This window comes from Arthrobacter sp. 05T444 (assembly GCF_056395905.1).
The window spans coordinates 176,769-190,899 of the sequence record NZ_JBFTKK010000014.1; the positions used below are offsets into that span (position 1 = coordinate 176,769).

The 14,131-nt window shown below is 65.3% G+C and carries 10 protein-coding genes; 4 read left to right on the top strand and 6 right to left on the bottom strand.

Annotation, left to right across the window (positions count from 1 at the left end):
• Nucleotides 1–14 precede the first annotated feature (14 nt).
• Nucleotides 15–1,421 (top strand): sensor histidine kinase, encoded by a 1,407-nt coding sequence (locus AC1DD3_RS14775; protein ID WP_476882001.1) that lies wholly within the window; start codon nt 15–17, stop codon nt 1,419–1,421.
• Nucleotides 1,422–1,441: 20 nt separating this feature from the next.
• Here the strand turns inward: AC1DD3_RS14775 and AC1DD3_RS14780 are convergent, their stop codons facing one another.
• From AC1DD3_RS14780 to AC1DD3_RS14790, 3 genes are all read right to left on the bottom strand, one after another.
• Nucleotides 1,442–2,245: an IclR family transcriptional regulator gene (locus AC1DD3_RS14780; RefSeq protein ID WP_230120246.1), complete on the bottom strand. Its 804-nt coding sequence runs from the start codon at nt 2,243–2,245 to the stop codon at nt 1,442–1,444.
• A gap of 88 nt (nt 2,246–2,333) precedes the next feature.
• Nucleotides 2,334–3,590 carry an aminopeptidase P family protein gene (locus AC1DD3_RS14785; protein WP_476882002.1) on the bottom strand — a complete coding sequence of 419 codons (1,257 nt, stop codon included), beginning with the start codon at nt 3,588–3,590 and terminating at the stop codon, nt 2,334–2,336.
• 112 nt (nt 3,591–3,702) lie between these two features.
• Complete coding sequence (locus AC1DD3_RS14790; RefSeq protein WP_476882003.1) at nt 3,703–5,124, bottom strand: MFS transporter; 1,422 nt, start codon at nt 5,122–5,124, stop codon at nt 3,703–3,705.
• 530 nt (nt 5,125–5,654) lie between these two features.
• Between AC1DD3_RS14790 and AC1DD3_RS14795 the strand changes: the two genes are divergently transcribed.
• The 3 genes from AC1DD3_RS14795 to AC1DD3_RS14805 all read left to right on the top strand — a co-directional run bounded on the left by AC1DD3_RS14795 (nt 5,655) and on the right by AC1DD3_RS14805 (nt 9,856).
• Nucleotides 5,655–6,779, top strand: a complete 1,125-nt coding sequence (locus tag AC1DD3_RS14795; protein ID WP_476882004.1) for an S-(hydroxymethyl)mycothiol dehydrogenase — start codon at nt 5,655–5,657, stop codon at nt 6,777–6,779.
• On the top strand, nt 6,776–7,396 hold the full coding sequence (locus AC1DD3_RS14800; RefSeq protein WP_230120238.1) for an MBL fold metallo-hydrolase: 621 nt from the start codon (nt 6,776–6,778) through the stop codon (nt 7,394–7,396). Before AC1DD3_RS14795 ends, AC1DD3_RS14800 begins: the two co-directional genes overlap by 4 nt.
• A gap of 108 nt (nt 7,397–7,504) precedes the next feature.
• Nucleotides 7,505–9,856: an FdhF/YdeP family oxidoreductase gene (locus AC1DD3_RS14805; protein WP_230120236.1), complete on the top strand. Its 2,352-nt coding sequence runs from the start codon at nt 7,505–7,507 to the stop codon at nt 9,854–9,856.
• A 132-nt stretch (nt 9,857–9,988) separates the two neighbouring features.
• Here AC1DD3_RS14805 and AC1DD3_RS14810 read toward each other — a convergent pair whose 3' ends face one another.
• The 3 genes from AC1DD3_RS14810 to AC1DD3_RS14820 all read right to left on the bottom strand — a co-directional run bounded on the left by AC1DD3_RS14810 (nt 9,989) and on the right by AC1DD3_RS14820 (nt 13,917).
• Nucleotides 9,989–12,496: a GcvT family protein gene (locus AC1DD3_RS14810; RefSeq protein ID WP_476882005.1), complete on the bottom strand. Its 2,508-nt coding sequence runs from the start codon at nt 12,494–12,496 to the stop codon at nt 9,989–9,991.
• Between the two features lie 21 nt (nt 12,497–12,517).
• Nucleotides 12,518–13,480, bottom strand: coding sequence for a formyltetrahydrofolate deformylase (gene purU, locus AC1DD3_RS14815; protein WP_230120227.1), 963 nt, complete (start codon nt 13,478–13,480; stop codon nt 12,518–12,520).
• Nucleotides 13,481–13,566: 86 nt separating this feature from the next.
• Nucleotides 13,567–13,917, bottom strand: a complete 351-nt coding sequence (locus AC1DD3_RS14820; RefSeq protein ID WP_230120225.1) for a bifunctional 3-phenylpropionate/cinnamic acid dioxygenase ferredoxin subunit — start codon at nt 13,915–13,917, stop codon at nt 13,567–13,569.
• Nucleotides 13,918–14,131 lie beyond the last annotated feature (214 nt).

Genomic DNA, 14,131 nt, shown 5'->3' on the forward strand with positions numbered 1-14,131 from the left:
TGATCTCCGCCTTTATGGTGATCACCTTGCTGGTGGTGCTGGTCCAGGACATCCCGCTGGGGAACTACCTGGTCCGCGTCGAACGTGACCGCCTCACCACGTCCCTGGAGCGGGATGCCTTTTTGCTCGGCGGAAGAGCCAGGCAGCTGCTTGAAGCCGGCACCGGGGCGCCCGCCGCCGTGGCGGACGCCGTCCGCAATTACGGCCAGGCTAGCGGGGCCAGGGTGGTGATCGTGAATCCTGCCGGGACCGCGGTTGCAACGTCCGATGACGATCAGTCCGCCACCGGATCCTCCTATGTCTCACGCCCCGAAATCGCGGCGGCCCTGAGCGGCCAGATCACGTCGGGTCAGCGGCACTCCGACACGCTGGGCTTTGACCTGGTGTACGTCACCGTTCCAGTCCTCAGCGGCGAAAAAATTACTGGTGCGGTCCGCCTGACCTACCCCGCGTCGGAGGTGACCGACCGGGTGTCCGGCCAGCTCACGGTGCTGTGGACCGTGGCGGCCACAACCGTGCTGCTGGCCGGCCTGCTGGCCTACCTCATGGCCGGCGCCGTCACAAGGAGGATCAACAGGCTGCAGAAAGCCACGGAGCGGCTTGCCGAGGGCGACCTTTCAGCCCGCACCGAAGAGGACGAGGGCGCCCCGGAACTCCGTGCCCTTGCGGGGTCGTTCAACCGCATGGCAGACAGGCTGGAACACCTGCTCCAGCAGCAGAAGGGCTTTGCCAGTGACGCCTCCCATCAGCTTCGCACCCCTCTGACCGGACTGAGGCTGCGGCTGGAGAACGCCGTTGACTCCCTCGGCAGCGACCCGGACAATGCCCGGGTCATGGTGGCCGGCTCCCTGGAGGAAACATACCGGCTTCAGCGGATCATCGACGGGCTGCTGCTCCTCAGCCGGGCGGACAGCCGGGACGTGGCACGTGTCAACGTGGATCTGAGTGCCGTCGCCTGGAACCGGCTGGAGCAGTGGGAGGCGCTCGCCGAAGAAACCGGAGTCCGCATCAGCCTGGATGCCCTTCCGGAGGCTAATGTCACGGCCATGCCGGGCGCCGCCGAACAGATCATCGACAACCTCATTGACAACGCCCTCGCCGTGGCGCCGCCGGGTTCGCTAATCAGACTGGTGGTTTCACATCCTGAGAGTGACGGAATGGTGGAGCTCCACGTTATCGACGAAGGTCCCGGACTCTCCGCCGAGGACAGCCAGCGGGCGTTCAACAGGTTCTGGCGCGGGCCGGGCAGCTCCGAGGGAACGGGGCTGGGGCTGGCAATCGTACAGCAGCTGGCCGAGGCCAGCGGAGCCGTTGCTTCGCTGGCCCCGCGGGACCCCGGGGCCAACACCGCCCCGAACGAGTCCGGGGGAATCACCGGCCTGGACGCGTGCGTGACGTTCAGAGCGGCGGCAGGGCCGTGATGCCGGCTGTGGTGTGACAGCTATTGCGGGGAAGCTCCGCCAAGCCGCGAGGTTACGCGCCCGGCAGCGGCAGAGCACGATTCAGCGAGGCTCTGCAGTGTGTCCGGAGAGACGCGGAAGCGGGGCGCCGGGATGAGCACCGCCGCCACAATATCGCCGCGGTGATCGTAGACAGGGGCCGCGACGCCCACTTCATCAAGCGAGGATTCACCGTAGTTAACGGCCCAGCCGCGCCGGGCGACGTCGCCCAGCCGGATCAGATACGCCTCGAGGCTGGTGTCGTCCAGGCCCGGGTAAGTGATCGCTCCGCTGCGCAGCAAAGTACGGACGCGGTCGGGGGACTCCGCGGCGAGGAAGACCTGTACAGAGGCACTCAGGGCATCGTTATAGCGGGCGCCCAGCGGGGTGGTGTGCTTGATCTGGTGATGGCTGGCGATCTGCTCCACACACATCGAATCGGAGCCGCTCCACACCATCAGGGCACTGGTTTCGCCGGTCTGTTCGGCGAGTTCGCGCAGGACAGGGTATGCCACACGGCGCTCTTCGAGTTCGGCCAGCAGCGGCCCGGCAACGGCGATGAGGCCCAGGCCCAGGCGGAACCTTCGGGTCTCCGGATCGCGCTCCACCAAGTGTTCCTGCTCGAACGTGGCCAGGATGCGGGAAACTGTGCTTTTGTGCAGGCCAACGCGGTTGGCGATCTCGGTGACGCCGAGCAGCGGCTCGTCCGCCGTAAAACTTCGCAGCACGGCGATGGCGTTGACGATGACCGACGTGCCCTTGGTGTCACCGTTGCCGCTGGTTTCGGGAGCTTCTGCAGAGGTCATGGTGTCCACCATCATTCCGTATGTGAGCCGGAAAGCGGCGGCACGCAGGACGTGGCGCCGCTTTCCGGTGAAGGCTGATGTGGTGCTGTTATGCCCCCACGATGTTGTATTCCGGGCCGAACGGGAACTTGGTGATGTTCTCGGCGCCGTCCTCGCCGACCACGAGGATGTCGTGTTCGCGGTAGCCGCCGGCTCCGGGCTGGCCGTCCAGGACAGTGATCATGGGCTCCATGGAAACCACCATGCCGGGTTCCAGTACCGTGTCGATGTCCTCGCGGAGTTCCAGCCCGGCTTCCCGGCCGTAGTAGTGGCTGAGGACGCCGAAGGAGTGCCCGTAGCCGAAGGTGCGGTTGGCCAGGAGGCCGTGGCCCACGTAGATCTCGTTCAGTTCGGCGGCGATGTCCTTGCAGACGGCGCCGGGCTTGATGAGTTCCAGGCCGCGCTTGTGGACTTCCACGTTGATGTTCCACAGTTCCAGCGAGCGGGCATCCGGTTCGCCGTAGAACAGGGTGCGCTCCAGCGCGGTGTAGTAGCCGGAGGTCATGGGGAAGCAGTTCAGCGACAGGATGTCATGTTCCTGGATCTTGCGGGTGGTGGCCCAGTTGTGCGCGCCGTCCGTGTTGATGCCGGACTGGAACCACACCCAGGTGTCGCGGATCTCGGAGTCCGGGAACGTCCGGGCGATCTCGTGGACCATCGCTTCGGTTCCGATCAGCGCCACCTCGTACTCGGTGATGCCGGCCGTGATGGCGTTGCGGATGGCTTCGCCGCCGAGGTCGCCGATGCGTGCGCCGTGCTTGATCACCTCGATCTCCTCGGCGGACTTGATCATCCGCTGGCGCATGGCCGCCTGGGCCACGTCCACCAGGGTTGCGGATGCGAAGGCGGCCTGGATCTTGTTGCGGTTGTCCAGCGGCAGCGAGTCGTCCTCGACGCCGATCCGGCGGGCGTTGATGCCGCGGCTGCGCAGCACTTCCTGGATGGCGTGGATGTAGTTGTCCCGGCGCCAGTCCGTGTACACGAGGTTGTCGCCGTAGCTGCGGCGCCACGGCATTCCGGCGTCGATGTTGGCCGTCACGGTGACGGTGTCATCCTTGGTGACCACCATGGCGTAGGACCGGCCGAAGTAGGTGAACAGGAAGTCGGAGTAGTACTTGATCGAGTGGTAGCTGGTCAGGACGACGGCGTCCAGTTCCTTCTCGACCATGATGCGCCGCAGGCCGGCCAGCCGGCGTTCGAACTCCGTGTCGGAGAACGTGAGGCTGACTTTTTCGCCGTTGTTGAGGACCTTGAGGCGGTCCAGCTTGCTGACGTCGTTGACGGCCTCGGTTTCGATGGTGGTCATGGGTTTGTACCTTTCTTTAGTGCTGAATTGAGTGAGGAAAGTTTGAGGTGTGCCCCGCCGGAGGCGGGCTGGGGTGCAAGGGTCCCGGGGGTGAGAGTCCCGGACATGCGGTTCACTCCTGCCGGAGCGGCTTCTTGGACGTCTCGGTGGCGAACAGGACGGCGGTCAGGGAGACGACGGATGCTGCCACCAGGTACCAGCCCGGGGCCACCTTGCTCTGGGTGAGGCCGATGAGCAGCGTGGCCATGAACGGTGCGGTACCGCCGAACAGAGCGTTGGAGAGATTGAAGCTGACGGCGAATCCGCTGTAGCGGACGCGGGTGGGGAACAGCTCCGCCAGGAAGCTTGGAAGTGTGCCGTCGTTGAGCGTCAGCATGCCGCCAAGCAGGATCTGGACCAGAACAATGACCAGGAAATTTCCGGTGTCCAGGAGCATGAAAGCCGGGACCGTCAGCACGATAAAGAGCAGGGAAGCGGTGATCAGCATGCGCTTTCGGCCGAACTTGTCCGAGGCGATGCCAGTCAGGAAGATGAAGCCGATGTAACTGGCCAGGGCGATGGTGGTGGCCAGGAACGATTCGGCCGCACCGAAGCCGAGTTCCTCCGACAGATACGTGGGCATGTAGCTGAGGATCACGTAGAACCCCACGGCGTTGAGCAGGACAGCGCCGGTGGCGATGATGAGCTGCTTGCGGTACGTCCGGAACATCGCGAAGACCGGTGTTTTGACTGTGTGGTCCTCGGTAGCCAGGGCCTGGAAGGCAGGGGTGTCTTCGAGCTTGGTGCGGATATAACGGCCGATCAGGCCCATGGGCGCGGCGAGCAGGAATGGCAGCCGCCAGCCCCACTCATGCAGCTGCTCGGGGGTGAGGACGGTGCTGAGGAGCGCCGCGATCAGGGAACCGAGCAGCAGGCCCGCGGCGGTGCTGGCTGGAACGACGGCGGCGTAGAGGCCGCGCTTATTGGCGGGTGCGTACTCCACGAGGAAAGCCGAAGCACCGGCGTATTCCCCGGCGGCGGAGAAGCCCTGGACGACCCTGACCAGGAGGAGCAGGATCGGCGCCATCACTCCGATGCTGGCGTATCCAGGGATCAGTGCGATGCAGAACGTCGACACGGACATGATGACGATGGAAAGCGACAGTGCTTTCCGCCGTCCCAGGCGGTCGCCGAGGTGTCCCCAGAAGAATCCGCCAAGGGGGCGGACGAAGAACGAGACCGCGAAGACGGCGAAGGTGGCCAGCAGGGCCGCCTGCCGGTCGGCGTCCGGGAAGAAGACCGAAGAGATGGTGGCGGCGAGGTAGCCGTAGACGGCGTAATCGAACCATTCGACGAAGTTGCCGATGAAGCTGGCCGTGACTACCTTCCGGCGCGTTTCCCTGCTGACGCCGCTGACATCGTTACCGCTGCTGCCGTCCGGATCCACGCGACCGCTCAGTGTGGCGGGTCCGGGCGATGTACTGCCATGCCCGTCATTCGACTCCGGGCTGGTTGGTCCCGCAAGAGCGGCGGGGGAGGAAGTTTCGTTACTCATATGTCCACCAAAGTGTTTGGAGTTGCAATCAGCGCAACGCTGTTGCACCAGATTAGGCGTGACCTGTCACACAGTCAATGATTTTTTGTTTCGGACCGGTAAATTGGTCTGCAGATCGCGGCGGTTTGCGCGGTGAAATGCGCACCAAAGCGACGGCCAATTAGTTGCAATGAGTGAGACTAGGTTGCGATATGCGTGAGACGTGCGAGGCGTCATCAAATGGCGGCCGGACGGTGAGGCCCAGCAATCTATTGACACTCTCGCGTGGCGACTGTCATATTTTCCAGTACGCGCTATGTGCATCGTGTTGTGTAATACGCAATTCAGCTGACTCCGTATGGTGCGCAGGCCGACGTCTCGATCAGGGAAGGCCTGGCGTTGCCACGCCTGGTCCGCATGACGTGAACGGCTGCCCTGAGCAGGGCATCGAGCCGCTGGACGAAGATTTGGAACCGGAACGAGTCAGCTAGATTGGCAACGGGCGCCGTTGCCAAAGAGTCCCCCGGGCTCAGGAAAGGAACACAGGAATCATGGTTCACAAAGTAAAGGCAGTCATTGCCAAGGAAAAGAACGCCCCGGTCTCGGTCGAGACGATCCTGGTGCCGGATCCCGGCCCGGGCGAGGCGCTGGTGGACATCCTCACGTGCGGTGTCTGCCACACCGACCTCCACTACAAGCAGGGCGGAATCACCGATGATTTCCCCATCCTGCTGGGACACGAGGCTACCGGCGTGGTCAGCGCCGTCGGACCGGACGTCACCGAGGTGGCTCCCGGCGACCGCGTGATCCTCAACTGGCGGGCCGTGTGCGGCGAATGCCGCGCCTGCGCCAAGGGCCAGCCGCAGTACTGCTTCAACACGCACAACGCCACCCAGAAGATGACGCTGGAGGACGGCACTGAGCTCTCGCCCGCGCTGGGCATCGGTGCCTTCGCCGAAAAGACGCTCGTCGCCGCCGGGCAGTGCACCAAGGTGGACGACGACGCCGATCCCGCCGCCGTCGGGCTGCTCGGCTGCGGTGTGATGGCAGGCATCGGCGCCGCCATCAACACCGGTGAGGTCAAGCGCGGCGAATCCGTCGCCGTGATCGGCTGCGGCGGCGTGGGCATCGCAGCCATCGCCGGGGCGAAGCTCGGCGGCGCCACTACGATCATTGCCGTGGATATCGACGCCAACAAGATCGAGATGGCCAGGTCGCTGGGCGCCACCCACGGAGTGGACTCCAGCAAGGAAGATCCCATCGAGGCCATCCGGGCCCTGACCGGAGGCAACGGTGCCGACGTCGTCATTGAAGCGGTCGGACGTCCCGAAACGTACAAGCAGGCGTTTTACGCGAGGGACCTGGCCGGCCGTGTGGTGCTGGTGGGCGTCCCGACGCCGGACATGAAGCTCGAGCTGCCGCTGCTGGACGTCTTTGGCCGCGGGGGTTCCTTGAAATCCTCTTGGTACGGGGACTGCCTGCCCTCCCGGGACTTCCCGATGCTGGTGGCGCACTACAAGCAGGGCAACCTCGACCTGGACGCCTTCGTGTCCGAACGCATCACCATCGACCAGGTGGAAGAGGCCTTCACCAAGATGCACGACGGCAAGGTTCTCCGGTCTGTGGTCGAGGTCCAGTCCGTCGAAGACATCCTGCAGGCGGGGGCATCCGCATGAGCGTCACCATCGAGAACCTGGTTACCTCGGGCACTTTCTCGCTCGACGGCGGCACCTGGGACGTGGACAACAACGTCTGGATCGTCGGCAATGGCGATGAATGCGTCATCATCGACTCCCCGCACGACGCAGAAGCCATCATCAGCCAGGTCCGTGGCCGGAAGGTTCTTGCCATCCTGCTCACCCATGCTCACAACGACCACATCGGCGCGGCCCGCGAGGTGGCGGAGGCCGTTGGCGCCCCGATCTACCTGAACCCCGAGGACCTCGTGCTCTGGGAACAGGTCTATCCGGACGTGAAGCCGGACCGTGACCTTGCCGATGGCGAGGAGTTCCAGGTGGGCGGTGCCACGCTGACAGCCATCCACACCCCGGGCCACTCGCCCGGCTCCACCTGCTTTCTCTTGGCGGATGAAGGAACGGTGTTCACCGGGGACACGCTGTTCAACGGGGGCCCGGGGGCGACCGGCAGGTCCTACAGCGACTACCCGACCATCCTCGCCTCGATCCGGGAACGGTTGCTGACGCTCCCTCCCGAAACGGTGGTCCGCACCGGGCACGGCGACAACACCACGATTGGGGCGGAGCGCGAGACGCTCGCCAAGGTATCCCAGTAAGCAGGGGTTTCTGAGTATCAAACAGCCCAATAAGGCGCGCCAGGGAAGCCTGGCGCGCCTTATGTGCGATCGAACCAGCAGGAATTTAGCGGTAAGGAAGTTGGAACAATGAAGTTCGGGAAGCAGCCCGCCCCCGTCGCGGACATCAACGAGGACGAGCTCGAAGTCCACAAACCGAAGACCGAAGCCGCCGGCGTCAAGGCGGTGATGGTTGCGCTGGAGCGTGCCGTGGCGCAAGCCGGGGTGGCCCGGACGGCGCAGTCACTGCTGCGGCTGAACCAGCGCGGCGGCTTCGACTGCCCGGGCTGTGCTTGGCCGGAATCGGACAAGAAGCGCAAGGCGGCTGAGTTCTGCGAGAACGGTGCCAAGGCCGTGGCCGAGGAGAACACCCTGCGGACGGTCGGAGCCGAGTTCTGGGCCACGCATTCCATCGCGGAGCTGTCGGGGAAAACCGAATACTGGCTGGGCAATCAGGGCCGGATCAGCGAACCGGTGGTGATCCGGGAGGGTGAGACGCACTATTCGCCGATTTCCTGGGCGGAGGCGTTCGGGCTCATCGGGGAGCACATCCGGGCCAGCACGCCTGACCGCTGCGTCTTCTACACGTCCGGCCGGACGGCGAACGAGACGGCGTTCATGTACCAGCTGTTCGCGCGGGCCCTGGGCACCAACAACCTGCCGGACTGTTCGAACATGTGCCATGAGTCCTCGGGCTCGGCGCTGAACCCGACCATCGGCATCGGCAAGGGGACCGTTTCGCTGGATGACATCCACGATGCCGAGCTGATCTTTGTGGTCGGGCAGAACCCGGGAACCAACCATCCCAGGATGCTGTCGGCGCTGAAGGAGTGCAAGGACAAGGGCGGCAAGGTGGTGGCGGTGAACCCGCTGCCTGAGGCCGGCCTGTTCAACTTCAGGGATCCGCAGACCGTCTCGGGCGTGGTGGGCGGCGGCACGCCGCTGGCTGATGAGTACCTGCAGATCAAGGTGGGCGGCGACATGGCGCTGTTCCAGGCTCTCGGCCACCTGCTCCTGGCGGAGGAAGAGCGGAACCCGGGCACCGTCGTCGACCTTTCCTTCGTCGAGGAGGTGACCGACGGCTTCGACGCGTACCGCGACGCCCGCCGGGAGCTGGACTGGGAGGAGACCGAGAAGGCCACGGGCCTGACCCGCAAGCAGATCGAGGACGTGGCCGGGATGCTCGTCCGGTCCAAGGCCACGATCTTATGCTGGGCACTGGGCGTGACGCAGCAGCCGCATTCGGTGGACACCATCAAGGAGATGGTCAACGTCCTGCTGCTGCAGGGCAACTTCGGCAAGCCGGGGGCCGGCGCCTGCCCGGTCCGCGGACACTCGAACGTCCAGGGCGACCGGACCATGGGCATCTGGGAAAAGCCGAAGGAATGGCTCCTGGCGGCGCTGGACACTGAGTTCGGGATTGCTTCCTCCCGCCACCACGGGTACGACGCAGTGGAGTCCATGGAGGCGTTCGAACGCGACGAGGTGGACGTGTTCGTGTCGATGGGCGGGAACTTCTCGCTCGCGTGCTCGGACACGGAGACCCTGGAAGCCGGCATGCAACGGATCGGCCTGACGGTCCATATCTCCACCAAACCGAACCGGTCCCATGTGGTGCACGGGCGCACGTCCCTGATCCTTCCCACGCTGGGCCGCACGGACAAGGACGACAAGCACCCCAAGGGCGCCCAGTTCCTGTCCGTGGAGGACTCCATGTCCGTGGTCCACTCGACTCAGGGCAGGCTCCAGCCGGTGTCCGAGCACCTGCTCGCCGAGCCGGTGATCGTGGCCCGGATGGCCGAGGCAACCTTCGGTCCGGACCACCCGGTGGACTGGAAGGCCATGGCCGAGGACTACGACGTGGTTCGGGACCATATCTCCCGGGTTCTTCCGGGGTTCGAGGATTTCAATGCCCGGGTCCGGACGAAGAACGGCTTTGTGCTGCCCAACCCGCCGCGGGACACCCGTTCCTTCAAGACGGACATCGGCCGGGGCCGCTTCACGGTGAGCCCCTTGGAGTACCTCACGCCGCCGGACGGCCACCTGGTCCTCCAGACCATCCGCAGCCACGACCAGTACAACACCACTTTCTACGGCCTGGATGACCGGTACCGCGGGATCTCCGGCGGCCGCCGCGTGATCCTGGTGCACCCGGAAGACCTGGCCGAGCTCGGCTTCAAGGACCGGGACCTGGTGGACGTGGTCAGCACGTTCCGGGGGAAGGACCGGCAGGCGGACAAGTTCCGGCTGGTGGCCTACCCGACGGCGAAGGGCTGCGCCGCGGCGTACTTCCCCGAGGCCAACGCCCTGGTCCACAAGGAAAACGTGGCACGGGAATCCAACACCCCCGGCTTCAAAGCGATGTTCGTCCGGTTCGTGCCGGCCCGGGAGGAAGCCGCGCACCCCGCGGAGCGGCCCGAGGCGGCCGCAGCGGGGGCTTAAAGTGTTCGTTTGCGCTACTTACCGGCTGCCGTCCTGACCCTCTATTAACCAAGAACGACGGCGACACCCCGGACTCACCGGTGTGTCGCCGTCGTTCTGGCGCCAAAGAGGGTCAGGACGGCCGCATGGCCGTCAGCCGCGCAGCCGCTCCATCCCCGGGTCAAACAGCGGCTCGGCCGTGACGGTCGCCGCGATGCGCTTGCCGAAGTACTCGATTTCCACGGAGTCACCGATCCCTACGGCGGCAGGCAGCCAGGCGTAGGCGATCGGCTTACGCACCGTGTAGCCGTAGGCGGCGCTCGTGACGTAGCCGGCGGCCTCGCCGTTGACGTACACCGGCTCCTTGCCCAGGACCATGGAGGTGCCGTCGTCCACGGTCAGGCACCGCAGTGCCCGGGTTGCGGGCTGTTCCTTGCGTGCGGCCAGCGCCTCACAGCCCACGAAGCCCACCTTGTCCTTGGCCACGGAGAAACCCAGGCCGGCCTCGTAGGGGTGGTGCTGCGAGGTCATGTCCGTGCCCCACAGCCGATAGCCCTTCTCGAGCCGCATGCTGTTGAACGCGCCGCGCCCGGCGGCGACGATGCCGTGCTCCCGGCCGGCCTCGAACAGCAGGTCCCAGAGCTTCAGCCCGTACTCCGACGTGGTGTACAGCTCCCAGCCCAGCTCGCCGACGTAGGAGAGCCGCATGGCCGTGACCGGGATGCCGCCCACCGAAATCTCCTTGGTCCGGAAGTACTTCAGGCCGTCGTTGGACAGGTCGTCGGTGCTGACCTTGCCGATCACTTCACGTGCCAGAGGCCCCCACAGGCCGATGCAGCACGTGCTGCCGGTGATGTCGGTGACATGCGCCCACCGGGCCGGGTCCGCGGCCGACTGCTTCCTGGCCTCAACACGCAGGTAGTCGAAGTCCACGTTGCTGTTCACGCCGAGCTGGAACTGTTCCTCCGCGAGACGGGCAACGGTCACGTCGCTGCGGATGCCGCCGTCGTGCTCCAGCAGCAGGCAATACGTGACGGCGCCGGGCTTCTTGGTGATGTTTCCGGTGCTGAGCCGCTGCAGCAGTGCCTCGGCGCCGGGACCCGTCACCGCCAGCCGCTTCAGCGGCGTCATGTCATAGAGCCCGACGGCGGTGCGCGTCTTCCACGCTTCGGCCGCCGAGATGGGGGAGGAAAACATCGCGGACCACTCGTCCCGCTCCGGCGCCTGCCACTCGGCCGGAAGTTCGTCGAGGAGGCCGGCGTTGGCCTCGAACCAGTGCGGGCGCTCCCAGCCGGCGGACTCCAGGAAGAACGCCCCCAGCTCCTTCTGCCGGACGTTGAACGGGCTGACCCGCAGGTCCCGCGGGGACTCCTTGGGCTGGAGCGGGTGCAGCACGTCGTAGATCTCCACGAAATTCTGCTGGGAGGTTTCGCTGACGTACTGGTCGCTGGTCTGGACCTTCTCGAAGCGCGTGAGCTCACAGCCGTGCAGGTCCGTCCGGGACTGGCCCTCGATGAGGAGTTCGGCCATGGCCCGGGCCACGCCGGCGGAGTGGGTGACCCAGACGGCCTCGGCAACAAAGAAGCCCTCGAGGTCGGGGGACTCGCCCATGAGCGGCCCGCCGTCCGGGGTGAAGGAGAAGATGCCGTTGAAGCCGTCCTCGATCTGCGCCCCGCGCAGGGCCGGGAGCAGGTCCTTGCTGTCCTCCCAGGAGGGCAGGAAGTCCTCCATGGTGAAGTCCATGCGGGAAGGCATGCGGTGATCGGACATCTCTTCGGCGCCGACGCGGGGAAGCTGTGCCATGTCCACCGGCATGGGGCGGTGCGCGTAGCTGCCGATGCCGATCCGGTCGCCATGCTCGCGGTAGTAGAGGTCCTTGTCCTGGTAGCGCAGGATGGGCAGGCGGGCGCCGTTGGGAAGCTCGTTCCGGCCCTTGAGTTCCGGCAACGCCGTGGTCTTCACGTACTGGTGGGCCAGCGGTAGCAACGGGACTTTCATGCCCACCATCTTGCCGAGCTCGCGGCCCCAGAATCCGGCGCAGGACACCACGATGTCCGCCGGGATCACGCCGTCGGCCGTTTCGACGCCGGTGACCCTGCCGCCGGTCTGTTCGATGCCGGTCACGGCGGTGGAGCCGAGGTAGGTGACGCCGGCTTCGCGGGTGCGGCTGATCAGCAGCTGGACGGCACGGGCCGCGGAGGCCAGTCCGTCGGTGGGGACGTAGAGGCCGCCGAGGACTTCGCGGCCGTCCCCGAGGGCGCTGGAGTTCAGCAGCAGGTAGTGCTTCTCGCACTCGTCGGGGTCGATGATCCGGCCTTCGATGCCCCAAGATGTGGCGTATCCGAGCTTGCGCTTGAGGTCCTTCAGCCGGGTCTCCGTGGTGGCCAGTTCGAGCCCGCCCAGCTGGTTGAAGCAGGACACTCCGTCGGCGCTGAGGGAGAGCAGCTTGTCCACCGTATAGCTGGCGAATTCCGTCATGGTCTTGGACGGGTTGGTCTGGAAGACCAGGCCGGGAGCATGGGAGGTGGAGCCGCCGGCGAGCTCCAGCGGTCCCTGCTCGACGACAGTGATGTTGTTCCAGCCCCGGCTGGCCAGCTCGTCGGCCAGGTTCGTGCCGACGATGCCGGCGCCGATGATGACGACGCGTGGTGATGCGCTCATAAGTGTTTCTCCTGGTTCGCGTTAGCGGAATACGACGGTGCGGGTGTTGTTGAGCAGGACGCGGTGCTGGCAATGCCACTTGACCGCCCGGGACAGGGCCTGCGATTCGGCGTCACGGCCCACAGTCACCAGGGCGTCCGCATCCAGGCTGTGGTCTACCCGGAAGACCTCCTGCTCGATGATGGGTCCTTCGTCCAGGTCCGGCGTCACGTAGTGCGCCGTGGCCCCGACGAGCTTCACACCGCGGTCGTAGGCCTGGTGGTACGGCTTGGCACCCTTGAAGCCGGGCAGGAAGGAGTGGTGGATGTTGATGGCGCGCCCGCGGAGGTTGGTGCACAGGTCGTTGGACAGCACCTGCATGTAGCGGGCCAGGACCACCAAGTCGGCGTCGTACTCGGCGACGAGCTCCAGCAGCCGCGCCTCGGCCTCCGGCTTGGTTGCGGCCGTGACGGGAACGTGGATGAAAGGCAGCCCGGCGGCTTCGGCCATGGGGCGCAGGTCCTCGTGGTTGGAAACCACGACGGCGATCTCCGCGCCGAGGCTGCCGGCCCGCCAGCGGAAAATCAGGTCGTTCAGGCAGTGGCCGAACTTCGACACCATGACCAGGAGCCGCTGGGGACGGCCATCGTGGATGCTGAAGTTCATGCCGAACTCGTGGGCGATGGCTGCGAACTCGGATCTGAGGCTTTCGGCCGTCTGAGGGTCCCGCTGATCGAGCCTGGCAAAGGGATCCTGATCGCCGGCATCGCCGCTTTGGGTGAAGGCCGTGCGGAGGTAAAGGTTGCCGCTGACGTGGTCATCGAACTGCTGGTGTTCCACGATGTCGAAGCCGCGGTCGGCCAAGAATGTGGTGATGGCGCGGACGATGCCCGGCCGTTCGGGGCAGGCCAGCGTCAGGACGAACTCTGCGGTGTGGGCGTTGGCCCCGGGTCCGGCCGTGGTTGTGGCGCTGCTGGCGGGGACGCCTTCAAGGACTGTGGACAAGGGTTGTCTCCTAGGTTCGTGCAGACGAGGCTGCGGTTGCGGAGGTGGCCCTAGCCGCGCTGCTTTGGCCACCGGACGTGCTGGCGTTAGACGTGGCCGTTCACTGTCAGGCCGGGAGGAAGGTTGGGCGCCTCCTCGGATTCGATGACCATGATGTCGCCGTCCACGACGGTGACTTCGTGCGTGCGGACGGGCAGCTTGGCCGGCGGTGCGTCAACCTTGCCGGTCCGAAGATTGAACTTTGAGGCGTGCAACGGGCACTCGACCTCGCAGCCTTCCACCCAGCCATCGGTCAGGGAAGCATCCTGGTGGGTGCAGGTGTCATCAATGGCGAAGAGCTCGCCGTCTTCGGTGTGGAAAACAGCGATGGGCGGCGCGGTGTTCAGGCGCAGGGCTTCACCCGGGGCCAGCTCACTGAGCGGACATGCCTTGTGCATGAGTAGACCTCTTTTTCTCGTTTAAACGGTATGGACGGCTGAAATCTGCTTTGTTCCGCATGGAACAACACACGTCGTAGTATGCAACAGAGTGCTTTCGCTCACACTGTTTTGTCAAGGGCTGGCGGTCCAATTACGTACCTCTTCTTTAATGAGTCACGGGCCCCTTGACAGGTTCCGTGGCATAGATCACTCTGTTGCATATAGCGCTTGT

Coding starts and splice junctions, on each gene's coding strand:
- AC1DD3_RS14800 (WP_230120238.1), top strand. CDS start 6,776: ATGAGCGTCACCATCGAGAACCTGGTTACCTCGGGCACTTTCTCGCTC.
- AC1DD3_RS14810 (WP_476882005.1), bottom strand. CDS start 12,496: ATGAGCGCATCACCACGCGTCGTCATCATCGGCGCCGGCATCGTCGGC.
- AC1DD3_RS14790 (WP_476882003.1), bottom strand. CDS start 5,124: ATGAGTAACGAAACTTCCTCCCCCGCCGCTCTTGCGGGACCAACCAGC.
- AC1DD3_RS14805 (WP_230120236.1), top strand. CDS start 7,505: ATGAAGTTCGGGAAGCAGCCCGCCCCCGTCGCGGACATCAACGAGGAC.
- AC1DD3_RS14780 (WP_230120246.1), bottom strand. CDS start 2,245: ATGACCTCTGCAGAAGCTCCCGAAACCAGCGGCAACGGTGACACCAAG.
- AC1DD3_RS14795 (WP_476882004.1), top strand. CDS start 5,655: ATGGTTCACAAAGTAAAGGCAGTCATTGCCAAGGAAAAGAACGCCCCG.
- AC1DD3_RS14820 (WP_230120225.1), bottom strand. CDS start 13,917: ATGCACAAGGCATGTCCGCTCAGTGAGCTGGCCCCGGGTGAAGCCCTG.
- AC1DD3_RS14775 (WP_476882001.1), top strand. CDS start 15: ATGGTGATCACCTTGCTGGTGGTGCTGGTCCAGGACATCCCGCTGGGG.
- AC1DD3_RS14785 (WP_476882002.1), bottom strand. CDS start 3,590: ATGACCACCATCGAAACCGAGGCCGTCAACGACGTCAGCAAGCTGGAC.